This window comes from Xanthobacter sp. 126, assembly GCF_000526175.1.
In the GTDB taxonomy this organism is placed as follows: Bacteria; Pseudomonadota; Alphaproteobacteria; order Rhizobiales; family Xanthobacteraceae; genus Xanthobacter; species Xanthobacter aminoxidans.
The window spans coordinates 3,209,864-3,224,957 of record NZ_JAFO01000001.1 but is presented as its reverse complement, the minus strand read 5'-3'; the positions used below and the strand labels follow the sequence as shown (position 1 = coordinate 3,224,957).

17 protein-coding genes are annotated in these 15,094 nt (G+C 67.5%); 12 read left to right on the top strand and 5 right to left on the bottom strand.

Annotated elements, in window-relative coordinates:
• Positions 1 to 38: 38 nt before the first annotated feature.
• The 4 genes from XAN126_RS0115395 (at position 39) to XAN126_RS0115380 (ending at position 4,238) form a co-directional block, all read left to right on the top strand.
• Complete coding sequence (locus XAN126_RS0115395) at positions 39 to 797, top strand: metallophosphoesterase family protein (RefSeq protein WP_245272260.1); 759 nt, start codon at positions 39 to 41, stop codon at positions 795 to 797.
• 317 nt (positions 798 to 1,114) lie between these two features.
• Positions 1,115 to 2,266 carry a polysaccharide biosynthesis/export family protein gene (locus tag XAN126_RS0115390; protein WP_024279480.1) on the top strand — a complete coding sequence of 384 codons (1,152 nt, stop codon included), beginning with the start codon at positions 1,115 to 1,117 and terminating at the stop codon, positions 2,264 to 2,266.
• A 218-nt stretch (positions 2,267 to 2,484) separates the two neighbouring features.
• Positions 2,485 to 3,657, top strand: a complete 1,173-nt coding sequence (locus XAN126_RS0115385) for a VWA domain-containing protein (RefSeq protein ID WP_024279479.1) — start codon at positions 2,485 to 2,487, stop codon at positions 3,655 to 3,657.
• Positions 3,654 to 4,238, top strand: a complete 585-nt coding sequence (locus XAN126_RS0115380; RefSeq protein ID WP_024279478.1) for a hypothetical protein — start codon at positions 3,654 to 3,656, stop codon at positions 4,236 to 4,238. The genes XAN126_RS0115385 and XAN126_RS0115380 overlap by 4 nt, the downstream gene beginning before the upstream one ends.
• On the opposite strand, the gene XAN126_RS0115375 is transcribed toward XAN126_RS0115380, so the two are convergent.
• Positions 4,224 to 5,237, bottom strand: a complete 1,014-nt coding sequence (locus tag XAN126_RS0115375; RefSeq protein WP_024279477.1) for a TIGR01620 family protein — start codon at positions 5,235 to 5,237, stop codon at positions 4,224 to 4,226. The two genes, XAN126_RS0115380 and XAN126_RS0115375, sit on opposite strands and share 15 nt — an antisense overlap.
• A 183-nt stretch (positions 5,238 to 5,420) precedes the next feature.
• Here XAN126_RS0115375 and XAN126_RS0115370 point away from each other — a divergent pair, with 183 nt between their 5' ends.
• The 5 genes from XAN126_RS0115370 to XAN126_RS0115350 all read left to right on the top strand — a co-directional run bounded on the left by XAN126_RS0115370 (position 5,421) and on the right by XAN126_RS0115350 (position 8,767).
• Positions 5,421 to 6,152 carry a cytochrome c biogenesis protein CcdA gene (locus XAN126_RS0115370; protein WP_024279476.1) on the top strand — a complete coding sequence of 244 codons (732 nt, stop codon included), beginning with the start codon at positions 5,421 to 5,423 and terminating at the stop codon, positions 6,150 to 6,152.
• A gap of 114 nt (positions 6,153 to 6,266) precedes the next feature.
• Entirely contained in the window at positions 6,267 to 6,983 is a 717-nt protein-coding gene (locus tag XAN126_RS0115365; RefSeq protein WP_024279475.1) for a metal-dependent hydrolase, read from the top strand.
• An 89-nt stretch (positions 6,984 to 7,072) separates the two neighbouring features.
• Positions 7,073 to 7,582, top strand: a complete 510-nt coding sequence (coaD, locus tag XAN126_RS0115360) for a pantetheine-phosphate adenylyltransferase (protein ID WP_029877244.1) — start codon at positions 7,073 to 7,075, stop codon at positions 7,580 to 7,582.
• A gap of 70 nt (positions 7,583 to 7,652) precedes the next feature.
• Complete coding sequence (locus XAN126_RS0115355; RefSeq protein WP_024279473.1) at positions 7,653 to 8,213, top strand: peptidylprolyl isomerase; 561 nt, start codon at positions 7,653 to 7,655, stop codon at positions 8,211 to 8,213.
• A 95-nt stretch (positions 8,214 to 8,308) separates the two neighbouring features.
• Positions 8,309 to 8,767 (top strand): peptidylprolyl isomerase, encoded by a 459-nt coding sequence (locus XAN126_RS0115350; RefSeq protein ID WP_024279472.1) that lies wholly within the window; start codon positions 8,309 to 8,311, stop codon positions 8,765 to 8,767.
• An 81-nt stretch (positions 8,768 to 8,848) separates the two neighbouring features.
• On the opposite strand, the gene XAN126_RS0115345 is transcribed toward XAN126_RS0115350, so the two are convergent.
• The 4 genes from XAN126_RS0115345 to XAN126_RS0115330 all read right to left on the bottom strand — a co-directional run bounded on the left by XAN126_RS0115345 (position 8,849) and on the right by XAN126_RS0115330 (position 12,199).
• On the bottom strand, positions 8,849 to 9,619 hold the full coding sequence (locus tag XAN126_RS0115345) for a proteasome-type protease (RefSeq protein WP_024279471.1): 771 nt from the start codon (positions 9,617 to 9,619) through the stop codon (positions 8,849 to 8,851).
• Positions 9,620 to 9,735: 116 nt separating this feature from the next.
• Positions 9,736 to 10,908 carry a GNAT family N-acetyltransferase gene (locus tag XAN126_RS0115340; protein ID WP_024279470.1) on the bottom strand — a complete coding sequence of 391 codons (1,173 nt, stop codon included), beginning with the start codon at positions 10,906 to 10,908 and terminating at the stop codon, positions 9,736 to 9,738.
• A gap of 64 nt (positions 10,909 to 10,972) precedes the next feature.
• On the bottom strand, positions 10,973 to 11,722 hold the full coding sequence (locus tag XAN126_RS0115335; RefSeq protein ID WP_024279469.1) for a glycerophosphodiester phosphodiesterase family protein: 750 nt from the start codon (positions 11,720 to 11,722) through the stop codon (positions 10,973 to 10,975).
• Between the two features lie 12 nt (positions 11,723 to 11,734).
• Entirely contained in the window at positions 11,735 to 12,199 is a 465-nt protein-coding gene (locus tag XAN126_RS0115330) for a RidA family protein (protein ID WP_024279468.1), read from the bottom strand.
• A 132-nt stretch (positions 12,200 to 12,331) separates the two neighbouring features.
• On the opposite strand from XAN126_RS0115330, the gene XAN126_RS0115325 reads away from it, so the two are divergent.
• The 3 genes from XAN126_RS0115325 to XAN126_RS0115315 all read left to right on the top strand — a co-directional run bounded on the left by XAN126_RS0115325 (position 12,332) and on the right by XAN126_RS0115315 (position 15,087).
• Positions 12,332 to 13,153, top strand: a complete 822-nt coding sequence (locus tag XAN126_RS0115325; protein ID WP_024279467.1) for a cell envelope integrity EipB family protein — start codon at positions 12,332 to 12,334, stop codon at positions 13,151 to 13,153.
• A 6-nt stretch (positions 13,154 to 13,159) separates the two neighbouring features.
• Entirely contained in the window at positions 13,160 to 13,450 is a 291-nt protein-coding gene (locus XAN126_RS0115320) for an acylphosphatase (RefSeq protein WP_024279466.1), read from the top strand.
• 104 nt (positions 13,451 to 13,554) lie between these two features.
• A complete protein-coding gene (locus XAN126_RS0115315) occupies positions 13,555 to 15,087 on the top strand; it encodes a glycosyltransferase family 39 protein (RefSeq protein ID WP_024279465.1) in 1,533 nt (510 codons plus the stop codon).
• The last annotated feature ends 7 nt before the right edge of the window (positions 15,088 to 15,094 follow it).

Here is a 15,094-nt window from a genome sequence, read left to right as displayed (position 1 = left end):
CGTGCGGGGGCATTGACACCAGCAGGGATGTTGCGGACATGACGATGCTGAAGATCCGCCCGAACAGCACCGTGACAGAACACTATCGCGACCCGGCCATTCCGCTCGTCCCGGACCATATGCGCATCTATGCCGTCGGCGATGTCCACGGCCGTCTCGACCTGCTCACCGCGCTCCAGGCCGCCATCGACGAGGACATGGCCGCTCACCCCGGCCCGGACTGCGTCGAGGTCTATCTCGGCGACTATGTGGACCGTGGCGCGCAGTCGTCCGGCGTGCTGGATGCCTTGATGCAGCGGCAGAAGGACCACAAGGCCATCTGCATCTCCGGCAACCATGAAGCGGTGATGCTCGAATCCCTGCTGTCGCAGGAGTCCTTCTCGCGCTGGCTGCGCATGGGCGGGCTTGAGACCGTCTTCTCCTATGTGCGTCCCGCAGCCGGTGCGGACGAGGCCCGGCTCTGGAACGAGTGGCGCGCCGCCGTGCCCGCCGAGCACATCTCGTTCCTGCGCCAGCTCACCAGCTATTTCGTCTGCGGGGATTACGCGTTCGTCCACGCCGGCCTGCGCCCGGGGATCCCGCTGGAAGAGCAGAGCCGCGAGGACATGATGTGGATCCGGCGGGAGTTCCTGGATCATCCGGACTGGTTCGGCCACTGCATCGTTCACGGGCACACGCCCATGAAGGACCCGGAAGTTCTGAGCAACCGGATCAACATCGACACCGGCGCCTATGCCACCGGCCATCTGACCTGCCTGGTGCTTGAAGGCGCGGACCGCTTTCTCATCGCAACCTGAGCGCGACGATGGCGCTGCATTGCAAGCGTGCGTGCGCGTTGAGTCGCGGCTGCGTCGCCGCTTGCAAAAAGCGAGACTAGCAGCCCATTGCCAGCGTTAACCTTTTTCCCTCGATCCAGCCCTACTCGAGTACGGTTTTTCATGTGGCCAATGAGCCACAGAGGCGGTGGAAACGGCGTCGTTGAGCCATTTCCGTGCTGCTCTGCAATATGCTCTCCGGGCCCCTCGTGGTAGGTAAAAGGACGTATCCCACGGGGGCTCAGGCAGTGCATTTTGCCACCGAAAATTGGCTTGGACGGTTCCGTCGCGTGACGGGGATGGCGGTATCGGTCGCCGTGTCCGTCGCATTGGCCGGCTGCAATCTCCTTCCCGCATCCGGGCCCTATTCGGTCGAGGTGACCAATCCCTCGACGCAGGACACCGATGGCCTGAGCTATAAGCTCGTGCCGCTGACCGCCCAGGTGGTCAGCGTGCTCTCGACGATGGACTCCCAGGGCCTGATCGGCACCTTCCGCAACGATCGCCGTCCGGTTCCGGACATCAAGATTGGCGTCGGCGACATCGTCGGCGTGTCGATCTTCGAAGCCTCCTCGGGCGGTCTCTTCATCCCTGCCGAGGCGGCCTCGCGCGCCGGCAACTTCGTCGACATCCCCACCCAGACGGTGGACGTCAACGGCAACATCTCCGTGCCCTATGCCGGGCAGGTGAAGGCGGCCGGCCTGCAGCCCGCGCAGGTGGAGAAGGAAATCGTCGATCGCCTGCGCAATCGCGCCATCGAGCCCCAGGCGGTGGTCTCGGTGAAGTCCCAGCGCTCCAATTCGGTGACGGTCATCGGCGAAGTGAGCGCGCCGGTGCGCTTCCCGCTCACCCCCACGGGTGAGCGCGTGCTTGACGCCGTGAGCCGCGGCGGCGCCACCTCCAGCAAGGGCTACGACCTGTTCGTGACGCTGCAGCGCGGCGGCCGCGAGGCGACCATCAGCTTCAACCGGCTGGTGCGTGAGCCCGCGAACAACGTCTATCTGCAGCCCGAAGACACCATCTACATCTTCAGCCGCCCGCGGACCTTCCTGGCCTTCGGCGCGACCGGCAAGCAGGGGCAGTTCAACTTCGACAACGACGCCATCAGCCTCAGCGAGGCTGTGGCCAAGGCGTCGGGCCTCGTGGACGCGCAGGCGGACCCGCAGTCGGCCTTCCTGTTCCGCATCGAGAACCGCACCACGCTGGAGCGGATGGGTGTGGACGTCTCGAACCTCCCCGAGAAGCGGATCGCCACCATCTATCAGGTGAACTTCCGCGAGCCGACGGGCTACCTGCTCTCCACCAAGGTGCCCATGCGGGACAAGGACGTCCTCTACATCGGCAACGCCGGTTCGGTGGAACTCACGAAGTTGCTGAACCTCGTGCTCCTCGGCGCGCTGACCGTGGAAAGCATGTCCAGCACCAACAACAACCTTTACGGCCTGAATTGAGGATTTCCGCCGCCACAAGGGCGGCGGGACCTCTCCAGACAAGAAAATGCCCCGGCCGGTGCCGGGGCATTTTCTTTTTCAGTGTGATTTTTTGCGGTGTCACTTGGCGGGATGCGCTCGGCCGGCGATTTTGCGTGGTGGCGAGCGGGCGCGCTATGATCCGTTCCCGGTGGGCGAAACGGCTCCGCGACATACCGCGTTGGAAGGGTCAGGGCGCGATGTTCATTGCCTTCTTCGAGGCGCTCAAGGCAGCAGGCGTGCCGGTCTCGGTGCGGGAATATCTCACCCTCATGGAGGCCATGGACCGCGACGTGGCCGGCCGGCAGGTGGACGCCTTCTATTATCTCGCCCGCGCGAGCCTCGTGAAGGACGAGCGCCACCTCGACCGTTTCGACCAGGTGTTCGGCCGCTGCTTCAAGGGGCTTGAGCAGGCGCTGGGCGAAGAGGGGCAGTCCATCCCCGAGGAGTGGCTGCGCAAGCTCGTCGAGAAGCACCTCACCGACGAGGAGAAGGCGCAGATCGAGGCCATGGGCGGCCTCGACAAGCTCATGGAGACGCTCAAGAAGCGGCTCGAGGAGCAGAAGGGACGCCATCAGGGCGGCTCCAAGTGGATCGGCACCGCCGGCACCTCGCCCTTCGGCGCCTATGGCTACAATCCCGAGGGCGTGCGCATCGGGCAGGACGGCAACCGCAACTTCCGCGCGGTGAAGGTGTGGGACAAGCGCGAGTTCAAGGATCTCGACGACGGGGTCGAACTCGGCACCCGCAACATCAAGGTGGCCCTGCGCCGGCTGCGCAAGTTCGCCCGCATCGGCGCCCCCGACGAACTGGACCTCGACGGCACCATCCGCGAGACCGCCCGCCAGGGCTATCTCGACGTGAAGCTGCGGCCGGAGCGGCGCAATGCGGTGAAGGTGCTGCTGTTCCTGGACGTGGGCGGCTCCATGGACTGGCATGTGGAGCAGGTGGAGGAGCTGTTCTCCGCCGCGCGCATGGAGTTCAAGCACCTGGAGCACTTCTATTTCCACAACTGCGTCTATGAGAGCGTGTGGAAATCCAATGCCCGCCGTGCGTCCGAGCGCATCCCCCTGTTCGACGTGCTGCACACCTACGGCCACGACTACAAGCTGATCTTCGTCGGCGATGCCTCGATGAGCCCCTACGAGATCACGTTCGCCAACGGATCGGTGGAGCACAACAACGCCGAGCCGGGGAAGCTGTGGCTCGAACGCCTGCTCACCACCTATCCCAAGGCCGTGTGGCTGAACCCTGTCCCGGAGCCGCACTGGGGCTATACGGAATCCATCCGCCTCGTCCGCCACATCCTCGAAGGCCGCATGTTCCCCCTTACCGTGCACGGCATCGACACCGCCATGCGGGAGCTGACGTGACGGCCACATATCCCGCGGGAACGATCGTCTATGCGCATCTGCCCCGCCTCGGCGGCGCGGGCGTGCGGCTGGAACTGGTGCCGGAGGCGCTGCTCTGGAGCATCGGCCCGCGCGAGGGCCGGCTCAGACTGGTGGACATCACCTCGGTGCAATTGCGTTTCCTGCCGGCCAAGTTCGCCGCGCCGAGCTTCGAGATGGAGATCGCCGGGCGCGATGGCACGCGTCTGAAGGCGGGCTCCGCCTCGCGCATCTCCCTCACCGGCGTGCGCGACCAGCGGGAGGATTACGCGGCGTTCGTCCGGGCCCTGCACCGGGCGCTGGCCGCCTCGTCCGTGGCGCCTCGCTGCCGCGGCGGATATGCCCCGCTGCGCTTCTGGATGATGGTTGCGGCGGGCTTTGCTGCGCTCGCCGGCCTTCTTGCGGTCTTCGGCTTCGCCATCCTGCAGCAGGAATGGGCCTTCGCCCTGTTCCTGGGTGCGCTGGGCGCTTTCGTGGTGTGGCCCACCGCCGAGATGATCTGGCGCAACCGGCCCGTCACCTACACGCCCGAGGCGTTGCCGCGACACCTATTGCCGGCGTGAGACGACCGCTTCCTCTTCCTCGGCCTTGCGCATCAGCCCGGTGGCCACGTCCGCGAGGCGCGGGGCGGGCAAAGCGGTGAAGGGCAGCGGCCGTGTCACGGCGATGGCGGCAAGGCCGAGCCGGGCCGTGAGCAGGCCGTTGACCACCCCCTCGCCCAGCCGGGCGGAGAGGCGCGCGGCAAGGCCCTGACCGACGAGCTGCTGCACCAGCGTGTCCCCCGCCGCCATGCCGCCGGTCACGGCAAGGTGCCCGAGCACATGGCGCACGAGGCGGAACGTGCCGAGCGTGCCGGGCCGTCCGCCATAGAGATAGGCGAGCCGGCGCATCAGCGTCACGGCGCTGTAGAGCACGAAGGCGAGGTCCACGACCGCGCGGGGCGATACGGCGGTGACGACGGAGACGTTGCGGGCGGCATCCGACACCATCTGCCGCGCCTGCGAATCCAGCGACGGCAGCAGCGTGCGCTCGGCGAGGCGCACGAGATCGGCGCCGTCGATGATGCCGGAGAGATGCCCTTCCAGATCCATGCGCGCACGGGCGAGGGTGGGGGCGTGGGACGAGAGCTTGAGCACGTCCTTGACCACGCCTTCGGCGAGCGGCCGGTCGTCCTCGGCCAGGGCGCGCTCGGCCCGGTCGCGGATGTCGTCGAGGCGGGCCAGCCGCGAAAGCCCCGCCACCTCGCGGGCTACGATCAGCACGGCGGCGGTGAGCAGGAGGGCGGTGACGCCGATGCCAACCCAGCCGAGCCACGGCGCGCGGGCATAAAGGTCTTCGACCAGCTTGCTCAGCCCCACATAGGCGGCAAGGCTCAGGACGCCGCCGAGGGCCGACCAGAACAGCCCGGCAAGGGACAGGCCCCAGCCCCGCTTCGGCTTTACCGGCACGGGAACGGGCAGGGCGGCTTCCACCTCCGCCATCTCGGGCGGGGCCAGGGTGATGTTCGCCTCGTCGAGGCGGAACACCTGCGGCCGCCGGGGGGAAGTGCGCTCGTCGCTCATTCCCTTGAGATGTCCCCGAATTGCGGCGCCCGCAAGGGCCGGGAGCGCGCGCGAACCGCGCAGGCCGCCGCTCACAAGCCGGCGAGCGCGGCGATGTGTGGCTTGCCCCGGCCGACGCGGGGCTTCAATAGGAGCGCAAAGAAGGGGCGTTCCCATCCACCAGAAGAGAGCCGCGACCCAAGAATGGCCGACGTGACCCTGCCTGCCGCCTTCCTCGCCGGCCTTGCGAGCTTCGTCTCCCCCTGCGTCCTGCCTCTGGTGCCGCCCTACCTGTGCTTTCTCGGCGGCAGCACGCTGGAGGACCTTGCCGGAGCGGAGCCGGTGAAGGAGGTGGAGCGGCGGGCGCTGGTCGGCGCGGCGCTGTTCGTCTCGGGCTTCAGCGTGGTGTTCGTGGCGCTGGGGGCGGGGGCCTCGGCCATTGGCGACCTTCTGCGCGCCCACCTCGATGTGCTGTCCATCATCGCCGGGCTCGCCATCATCATCATGGGGCTCAATTTCCTCGGCGTGTTCCGCATTCACCTGCTGCACCGCACGGCGCGGGCGCATGTGCATGCGCCGACGGGGCTGTGGGGCGCCTTCGTGATGGGCCTTGCCTTCGCCTTCGGCTGGACGCCGTGCCTCGGTCCGGTACTGGGCGCCATCCTCGCCGTGGCGGGGTCGGAGGCGACGGTCTCCAAGGGCGCGGGCCTGCTCGCCGTCTATTCGCTGGGCCTCGGCGTGCCCTTCCTGGCGGCGGCGTTCGCCGTGCGGCCGTTCCTGCGCGGCCTTGTCCACATGCGCAAGATGCTCCCGATGGTGGAGAAGGCCATGGGCGCGCTGCTGGTGCTCACCGGCATCGCCTTCATGTCCGGCTGGATCGCCCATGCGAGCTACTGGCTGATCGAGACCTTCCCCTCGCTGTCCACCATCGGCTGAGGAGATTGCGCGTTCGCGGGGCTTCCGGGATACTCCGCGCCCCGAACCCTTCCTCGCGCGCCGGCGCCATGCCGGACCATCCCGCGCACGCATGAAGCCACCAGAGGCAATCCCATGAAGATCACCTGGTACGGCCACGCCGCCTTCCGGCTCGATTTCGCCGACAAGGCCGTCCTCATCGATCCCTTCTTCACCGGCAACCCCAGCTTCCGCTCCACCGTGGAGGACGCCTCGCGCGGGGTGACGCACATCCTGCTCACCCACGGCCACGGCGACCATATCGGCGACACGCTCTCGTTGGTGGAGGACGCCGCCGACGCCAGCCGGACCCTGCCGGTGGTGGCTAATCCCGAGCTGTGCGCCTACCTCTCGGCCAAGGGCGCCGGCAATGCGCCGCAGATGATGAACACCGGCGGTAAGCTCGACCTTGGCGGTTTCAGCGTGACCATGGTGCGCGCCGACCACTCCTCGGGCGGCCCCGCGGCGCCGTCCGAATATCTCGGCAATCCCACCGGCCTCATCATCAAGGCGCCGGGCGAGCCGACCGTGTGGCACATGGCGGACACGGACATTTTCTCCGACATGGCCCTGCTGTGCGAGATCCATGCGCCGAAGGTGGTGTTCATCCCCATCGGCGACCGCTTCACCATGGGGCCGGAGGTCGCCGCGCTGGCGGTGAAGCGCTTCCTCCCGGGCGTGGAGATCGTAGTGCCGATCCACTACGGCACCTTCCCCATCCTGGTGCCCGATGCCTCCGCCTTCGTCGAGGCGCTGAAGGGCCACCCCGTGAAGGTGGTGGTGCCGGAGAGCGGCGGCTCGTTCGAGGTCTGAGCGGGGAGGGGGCTTTCCCGCCCCCCATTGCGTCCCGGCGCCCGCAAGGCTAGGCCTTGCGGGATCAGAACAGGCTGAAGACAGGCCGCATGAGCGAACATACCCTGCGCACCGCCATCTATGGCGGCTCCTTCGATCCGCTCACCAACGGCCATCTGGACGTGGTGCGCTCCGCCTGCCGCCTTGCCGACCGGCTGGTGCTGGCGGTGGGCATCCATCCCGGCAAGGCGCCGCTGTTCGCCGCCGAGGAGCGGCTCGCCATGCTGCGCGAGGTGTGCGGGCCGGTGGCGGCGGAGGAGAACGCGACGCTGGAGGCTGTCACCTTCGACAATCTCATCATCACCACCGCCCAGCGGCTCGGTGCCACGCTGCTCATCCGCGGCCTGCGCGACGGCACCGACCTCGACTACGAGATGCAGATGGCCGGCATGAACGGCACGCTGGCGCCGGGCATCCAGACGGTTTTCCTGCCCGCCTCGCCCCGCGTGCGCCCCATCACCGCCACTCTCGTGCGGCAGATCGCGTCCATGGGCGGGGACGTCTCCGCCTTCGTGCCGCCGCCGGTGCTGGCGCGGCTCGATGCCAAGTTCAAGCGATAGCGCCCTCATTCGCCGCCGCGCCAATGCGGCCAAACCGCCCCGAGGCCGGGGCTTTCCGGGAGAGACCCATATGACGCGCCTTTTCGGCCGCTTCCTCGCCGCAGCGTTCGTCGTGCTCGCCTTCGCGCTGCCGGCGGCGGCCCAGACCAAGCCGGACCCGCAGAACACGCTCTATCTCGACACGCCCTATGGCCGCGTCGTCATCGCCCTGCGCCCCGATCTTGCCCCGCAGCACGTGGAGCGGCTCAAGCTGCTGACCCGCGAGGGCTATTACAACAACGTGCCGTTCCACCGCGTCATCGACGGCTTCATGGCCCAGACCGGCGACGGCCAGTATGGCAACGGCACCGGCGGCTCGAAGTATCCGAACCTGCCGGCGGAATTCTCCAACGTGCCGTTCAAGCGCGGCGTGGTGGGCATGGCCCGCGCCTCCTCGCCCAACAGCGCCAATTCCCAGTTCTTCATCATGTTCGACGAGACCCCGAGCCTGAACGGCCAATACACCGTGGTGGGCCAGGTGGTGTCGGGCATGGAGTTCGTGGACAAGATCAAGAAGGGCTCCGGAGCCGGCGGCTCGGTGTCCAATCCCGACAAGATCGTGAAGATGCAGGTTGCCGCCGACGCCAAGTAGGCACCGGCCAGAAGATGCCCCCTCCGATCGGCTCAGCCGGCGGAAACGATTCCCCCGACCGGCGCCCGGTGCGCCGCCTGTGAAGGAAGAGATTGATGAGCGATGAAGTCCTGATCCTCGAAACCACCAAGGGGCCGGTGACCATTGCGTTCCGCCCCGATCTGGCCCCCGGCCATGTCGCCCGTATCAAGGAGCTGGTCTCCGAGGGCTTCTATAACGGCGTGCCGTTCCACCGCGTGATCGAGGGCTTCATGGCCCAGACCGGCGATCCGACCGGTACCGGCATGGGCGGCTCGGGCAAGAAGCTGAAGGCGGAGTTCAACGCCCAGCCCCACGTGCGTGGCACCTGCTCCATGGCCCGCGCGCAGAACCCCGATTCCGGCGACAGCCAGTTCTTCATCTGCTTCACCGACGCCCGCTTCCTGGACCGCCAGTACACGGTGTGGGGCGAGGTGATCGACGGCATGGACAACATCGACCAGATCAAGCGCGGCGAACCCGTGAAGGATCCGGACAAGATCGTCACCGCCAAGCTCGCCCCCAAGGCGGCCTGATCTACGGCCTCCGAGGCCGCAGAAGTGAAGAGGGCGCCCGTTGGGGCGCCCTTTTTCATTCGGCCTTAGCTTGCGCTTGCCTCAGGCCTCGTTGACCACCCGCGGGCGGCCGTTCTTGAGGTAGGGGGGCTTGGGGATAGAGGCGTGGGCCGAACGCAGCGCGGCCGACCAGCGCTCCCGCAAATCGTGGAAATAGGGCTCGCCGGGCTCGATGCGATAGATCAGCTCGGAGCGGAGCGAATCCGGCGTCACCACCATGACGTCGATGGGCAGGCCCACGCCGAGGTTGGACCGCATGGTGGAATCCATGGAGATGAGGCTCGATTTCAGCGCCTCGGAAATCTCCATGTCGTAGTTCACCGCGCGGTCCAGCACCGGCTTGCCGTATTTGTGCTCGCCGATCTGCAGGAAGGGGGTGTCCTGCGTGCATTCGATGAAATTGCCGGCGGAATAGACCATGTAGAGCCGCAGGCTGTCGCCGGCGATCTGGCCGCCGAGCAGGAAGGACACGTCGAAGCTGACGTTCGACTGCTCCATGAAGGCGCCGTTGACCTTGTGGACCTGACGGATGGCGGTGCCCACAAGCTGGGCGGCCTGGAACATGGTCCGGCAGTCACGCAGCTGCCTGCGCTCCCCGACTTCGTGGTCCTCCACGCCCTCGTGCAGCATGCTCACGACCGACTGGGAGACGGACAGGTTGCCAGCCGTGGCAAGGCCCAGCACGTGATGGCCCGGCTCCTCGAAGATGTGGAGCTTGCGGAAGGTGGAAATGTTGTCGAGGCCCGCATTGGTCCGCGTGTCGGCGATCAGCACCAGACCGTCCCGGACCAGAACCCCACAGCAATACGTCATCGCCTGTCCCCAAATTGGCGGGGGGACTATAGCGACCCGCGCGTGAGCCGGGCAACCGGGCGGATGATGTCGCGTGGGGAAGAGGGGGAACGGAAGCGTGAGGCCGCCTTGGGCCTTCAGTCCTGCTCTTCCTCCACGCACCGCCGGAACGGGCCGAGCTCGGTCAGTACGGCCGAATCCTCCTCCACGTGGGTGCGCTCGCGCTCCAGATACTGCGCGACGGCCCCCGCGAGGCCCTGGTGCACGATGTAGTGAGCGGAATAGGTGGCCTTGGGCAGATAGCCCCGCGCCAGCTTGTGCTCGCCCTGCGCTCCGGCCTCCACCACCTTGAGGCCGGTGGCGATCGCATAGTCGATGGCCTGATGGTAGCAGACCTCGAAATGCAGGAAGGGGTGGTGTTCCACCGCGCCCCAGTAGCGGCCATAGAGCGTCTCGGCGCCGATGAAGTTCAGGGCGCCGGCGATGTAGCGCCCGTCCCGCCGCGCCATCACCAGCAGGATCTGGTCGGCCATCCGCTCGGCGGCGCGCTGGAAGAACTGGCGGTTGAGATAGGGCGTGCCCCATTTGCGGCCGCCGGTGTCGAGATAGAACATGAAGAAGGCGTCGAAGGCCTCTTCCGTCAGGGTCTTGCCGGTGAGCCACTCGATGGAGATGCCATCCGCGATGGCCTCCCGCCGCTCCTTCTTCAGCGCCTTTCGTTTGCGCGAGGCGAGTTCGGCGAGGAAATCGTCGTAGGTGGCATAGCCCGCATTGGTCCAGTGAAACTGCCGGTCGGTGCGCTTGAGGAAGCCGAGGGACGCCAGTTCTTCCCATTCCTCCTCGGTGGAAAAGGTCACATGGGCCGAGGACGCGCCGCGCAGCCGCACCAACTGCTTGATGCCGGCGCCCAGCGCCAGCCGGCCCAACGGATCGTCGGGATCCTTCAGAAGCAGGCGCCGGCCGGTGACGGGGGTGAAGGGCACCGCCACCTGCACCTTGGGATAATATTCGCCGCCGGCCCGCATATAGGCGTCGGCCCAGCCCTGATCGAAGACATATTCCCCGCGCGAGTGGGACTTCAGATAGGCGGGGCAGACTGCTGCGGCCTTGCCGTCCGGCCCGTCGAGCACGAGGTGCTGCGGCAGCCAGCCGGTGCGCGCGGCGGCGCAGCCGGATTCCTCCAAGGCGGAGAGGAAAGCGTGGCTCACAAACGGTTCGGGGCGGGCCGCCCCACCCGCCGCGCAGGCGTCCCATTCGGCCGCCTTGATCTCGGACAGGTTGGGCAGGATGCGGATGTGGGCGTCGGGCATCGAGCTTAAGTGTGCATTGCGGCAGAGACTGACCACCGCGACAGGACGCCGCAGATTTACGCCCCTATCCCTGCGGCGTGAACCCCTCAAACACGATCTGGTCCGCCCCCACCAGCGCGCGGGCGGCATCATTCGGGCTGCGAACCGTCCAGGCGGTTACGGGCACGCCGCGCCCGCGGGCCGCGATCAGCGCGGGATGGTCCAGATCGGTGAAGTGATAGGTGATGAAATCGTAGCCGCTGGAGGCGTGGTGATCCATGTCCGCCAGCATCCGCGCGCGCTCGGGCGTCATGCCCGGCCATTGGGCGCCGTCATAGCGGGCCTGGGCGATGATGCCGCGCGGGATGTGCGGAGCCCGGGCCTTCGCCTCGGCCAGCATCTGCGGGTCGAAGGAGATCAGCGCGACCTTGCCGCCATAGCCCTTGAGCACCTCCACCGCTCGCGCCACGAGCCGCGTGTCGCCGGAAAACGCGCTCTTGATCTCGATGAAGAGTGGCACCCGCCCGCCGACGCGGGCGAGGAAGTCGGCGAGCGTGGGAATCGTGTCAGCTGTACCCGCCAGCGCCGTGCGCCCCAGCTCCGCAGCGCTCAGCGCCGAGACCGCGCCCTTGGCCGCCGTCAGGCGATCAAGGGTGAAGTCGTGGAACACCATGGCCTCGCCATCGGCGCTGATCTGGATGTCCAACTCGATGGGATAGCCCGCGACGGCCGCCGCCTCGGCGGCCGACAGGGAGTTCTCGATGCGGCCATGGGCCTTGTCGTGCAGGCCGCGATGGGCGACCGGGCGGGCAGTGATCCAGCTCAGGACGCCCATGTCTTTCTCCGCTCAGGCGATCTCGACAATGGCTTCCACTTCCACCGAGGCGTCGAAGGGCAGGCCGGAGACGCCCACGGCCGAGCGGGCATGGCGGCCCTTATCGCCCAGCGCCTCGACGAAGAAGTCGGAGCAGCCGTTCACGACCTTGGGGTGGTCGGTGAATTCGCCCGTGGCATTGACGAAGCCGACGAGCTTCACGATCCGCACCACCTTGTCGAGGTCGCCGATGGCGGCCTTCACCTGGGCGAGGATGTTGATGGCGCAGAGCTTCGCGGCAGCCTGTCCGGCTTCGATGCTGACGCCGGCGCCGAGCTTGCCGGTGGCGATCTTGCCTTCGCCGTCGACGGAAACCTGCCCGGATATGAACAGCAGGTTGCCGGTGCGCACCGCCGGCACATAATTGGCGATGGGCGGCTTGGGGCTCGGCAAAGTGATTCCGAGTTCGGCGAGCTTCTTTTCGACGGATGAAGTCATGATGGCCTCCTGCCATATGCAGCGCGCAATTAAGCCATCCTCTTCGCCGAAGAGCCGCGCCGGCGCAAGCAACGCGATAAGCGGGCGGCACGCATGCGTTGTCCGCGCCGGACGCCCGGAAGGAGTTGAGACATGACCAAGCATTTGCGCCTCGCCGCGGCGACGATGGCCGGCCTGTGGTGCTTCTCCGCGCTGCCCGCCGGCGCGGTGAACCTGCTGCCGCACAAGGCGACCTACCGCCTCTCCCTCGACGGTTCCAAGCCCTCGGGCCAGCTCGAGGAGATGAACGGCGAGATTCGCTACGAGATCACCGGCGACGCCTGCGCCGGCTACACCACCGTCACCAGCCAGCAGAGCGCCGCCTCCACCGGCGGCGAGCCGCTGCGGCAGACCGTCACCTCCAAGGCCTGGGAAGACGGCGCCGGCAAATCCTATCGCTTCCTCGCCACCACTCAGGGCGGCGACGACGACGGGCTGGAGCTTGAGGCCAATGTCGAGCGGCAGGAGCCGCCGGCCCTGAGGGTCGTCGTCACCAAGCCCGAGTCGGCCACCTTCACCCTCAAGGGCGACATCCTGATGCCCACCGAGCACGTGAAGAAGGTGCTGGCCGCGGCCGCAGCCGGGGAAAGCGTCTATCAGGCCAAGGTCTATGACGGCGCGAGCGACCCGCAGAAGGTGTTCGACACGCTGGCCATCATCGGCCGTCCCAGCACGGATGAGACCCGCCTCGCGGCGCCGGCCAAGGCGACGCTCGCCGGGCGCACCTTCTATCCCGTCACCATCAGCTATTTCGATGAGGGCGGCGTGGACCGCACGCCCGCTTATGTCATGAGCTTCTCGCTCTATGACAATGGCGTCGTCGGGAGCCTCAAGATCGACTATGGCCGCTTCGCCCTGGTCGGCGCCATGGCCTCGTTCGAGGCGCTGAACCCGCCCAGCGCCTGCACGGAATAGGCGCCCATGCGCTATGTCCATGTGATGCTGCGCGGGCGGGTGCAGGGCGTCGGCTATCGCGCCTGGTGCGCGCGGGAGGCGGAGGGGCGCGGTCTCCTCGGCTTCGCGCGCAACCGCCGGTCCGGCGCCGTGGAGGCGGTTTTCGCAGGTCCCCCGGACGTGGTCGAGGCCATGCTCGCGGCGTGCCGCGCCGGCCCGGCCGGCGCCCGCGTCGATGAAATGCTGGTGCATGAGGTCTCCGACGCGGCGCTGGCCGCCGGCGGACGCGAGCGCTTCATCGTGCTCGAAACCCTCTAGTTTTCCCCGGCCGTTCCGGCATCGCTGGCCGCCGCAGCCCCGCGCTCCACGCGGTGGCGCAGCAGGCGGCACGCCGGTATAGAGGCGCTGATGAGGAGTGCCCCGTGACCGACACTTATCTCGACAGGGATGCGTCCGCGCCTGCAGCGGCTGGCGTGCAGGGGGCCGTTCCCTTCTGGGCCCGGCCCGAAGGCGTCGCCTTCATCGTCGGCCTCTGGATGGTGCTGCACGCGGTGATCGCGGTGGTGTTCGAGATCGCAGTGAACGCGGACGACGCCATCGAGAGCTACATGGTGCAGTCGCTGCAGCTGTCGTACGTCCCGCGCAACCCGCCGCTGTTCGACTGGCTCCTGTGGGCCCTGCAGCGCGTGCTCGGCGTCGGCACCCTGTCCTTCGCGGTGCTGCGCTACACGCTGCTGTTCGCCTGCGCCATGCTGGTCTACCGGGTGGCGCGGCGGATGATCGCCGATCCACGTCTGCAGGCGCTCGCCACCTTCTCGCTCTCATTCATCTGGGTGCTCGGCTATCACAGCCATCGCATCCTGACCCATTCCAACGTGATGATCGTCGCCATTGCCGGCGCCTTCCTCACGGTGATGGCTTTGAGCCGCCATCGCAGCCTTGGCCTTTATGCCGGGCTCGGCCTTTGGATCGCCGCCGGCACGCTCGGCAAGTTCGGCTTCGTGGCCTTCCTCGGCGTGCTGGTGGTGGCCTGCCTGCTGGAGCCGACGTACCGGAAGGTGATTCTCGATCCCGGCCTTCTCGTCACGTTCGTGGTGGCGGCGGTGCCCCTCGGCATCTACGGCTTCGCCCTCTGGCACTACGGCCAGAACGTGGCCGAGGCCACGGCCCAGACCATCGGCATCACCGGCGCGGGATGGGACGCGGTGGTCTCCACCATGGTCGGCGCCCTGTTCGGCTATGTGCTGCCTTTGGTGCTGGTCGTCGCGCTGGTGTTCCTTCCCTACAATCGCGGCGATGGGGCCACGCCCGACGCCCCCGAGCGGGGCGCCGCGCGGCGCGTGCTGCGGTCCATCATCGTCATAGGCATCGTCGTCACTTTCGCTTCGACGCTGGCCATGGGCACTGCGAGCCTGCGCGACCGCTATTTCCACGTCTTCCTGCTGCTGCTGCCGGTCTATCTGTTCGCCGAGCTGGAACGGCTCGGCGGCTGGCGTCCAAGGGTGTGGATCTATCTCACCCTGCTGGCGGTGGTCAGCGGCGGCATCATGATCTCGCGGATGGTGGTGCCCCTGTGGCCCGATCCGCGGCTGTGCGGGCGCTGCATCGCGGCCGAGCCACTCTACAAGCTCCAGGTGGCGGTCGCGAACAAGCTCGGCGACGCGCCGACCCTCGTGGCCGACGATCGCACGTCCGCAGGCCGGCTCAGGGCGGCCATTCCCGGCGCGCGGGTGGTGATTGTGCGCGAGAACCAGTACCGGCCGCCGTCGCGCCCCACCACCGGCTGCGCCCGCGTCACCGGCATCTTCAACGGCCTGCCCAAGCTGCTCCTGCCGCCGGCGGATCAAAATACCATCGAAGTATCGGTGAAATGGTGGTCCCCGTGGATGAATCCCCACCGCTGGAGCGACTGGCAGATGACCATTCTCCCGCCGGACGATCCGCTGTGCCGGTGACGCCAGA

What these genes read in the sequence shown, in the direction of transcription:
- XAN126_RS0115395 (WP_245272260.1), top strand. Translation starts at nt 39, where the DNA reads ATGACGATGCTGAAGATCCGCCCGAACAGCACCGTGACAGAACACTAT.
- XAN126_RS0115390 (WP_024279480.1), top strand. Translation starts at nt 1,115, where the DNA reads ATGGCGGTATCGGTCGCCGTGTCCGTCGCATTGGCCGGCTGCAATCTC.
- XAN126_RS0115385 (WP_024279479.1), top strand. Translation starts at nt 2,485, where the DNA reads ATGTTCATTGCCTTCTTCGAGGCGCTCAAGGCAGCAGGCGTGCCGGTC.
- XAN126_RS0115375 (WP_024279477.1), bottom strand. Translation starts at nt 5,237, where the DNA reads ATGAGCGACGAGCGCACTTCCCCCCGGCGGCCGCAGGTGTTCCGCCTC.
- XAN126_RS0115370 (WP_024279476.1), top strand. Translation starts at nt 5,421, where the DNA reads ATGGCCGACGTGACCCTGCCTGCCGCCTTCCTCGCCGGCCTTGCGAGC.
- XAN126_RS0115365 (WP_024279475.1), top strand. Translation starts at nt 6,267, where the DNA reads ATGAAGATCACCTGGTACGGCCACGCCGCCTTCCGGCTCGATTTCGCC.
- coaD (WP_029877244.1), top strand. Translation starts at nt 7,073, where the DNA reads ATGAGCGAACATACCCTGCGCACCGCCATCTATGGCGGCTCCTTCGAT.
- XAN126_RS0115355 (WP_024279473.1), top strand. Translation starts at nt 7,653, where the DNA reads ATGACGCGCCTTTTCGGCCGCTTCCTCGCCGCAGCGTTCGTCGTGCTC.
- XAN126_RS0115350 (WP_024279472.1), top strand. Translation starts at nt 8,309, where the DNA reads ATGAGCGATGAAGTCCTGATCCTCGAAACCACCAAGGGGCCGGTGACC.
- XAN126_RS0115345 (WP_024279471.1), bottom strand. Translation starts at nt 9,619, where the DNA reads ATGACGTATTGCTGTGGGGTTCTGGTCCGGGACGGTCTGGTGCTGATC.
- XAN126_RS0115340 (WP_024279470.1), bottom strand. Translation starts at nt 10,908, where the DNA reads ATGCCCGACGCCCACATCCGCATCCTGCCCAACCTGTCCGAGATCAAG.
- XAN126_RS0115335 (WP_024279469.1), bottom strand. Translation starts at nt 11,722, where the DNA reads ATGGGCGTCCTGAGCTGGATCACTGCCCGCCCGGTCGCCCATCGCGGC.
- XAN126_RS0115330 (WP_024279468.1), bottom strand. Translation starts at nt 12,199, where the DNA reads ATGACTTCATCCGTCGAAAAGAAGCTCGCCGAACTCGGAATCACTTTG.
- XAN126_RS0115325 (WP_024279467.1), top strand. Translation starts at nt 12,332, where the DNA reads ATGACCAAGCATTTGCGCCTCGCCGCGGCGACGATGGCCGGCCTGTGG.
- XAN126_RS0115320 (WP_024279466.1), top strand. Translation starts at nt 13,160, where the DNA reads ATGCGCTATGTCCATGTGATGCTGCGCGGGCGGGTGCAGGGCGTCGGC.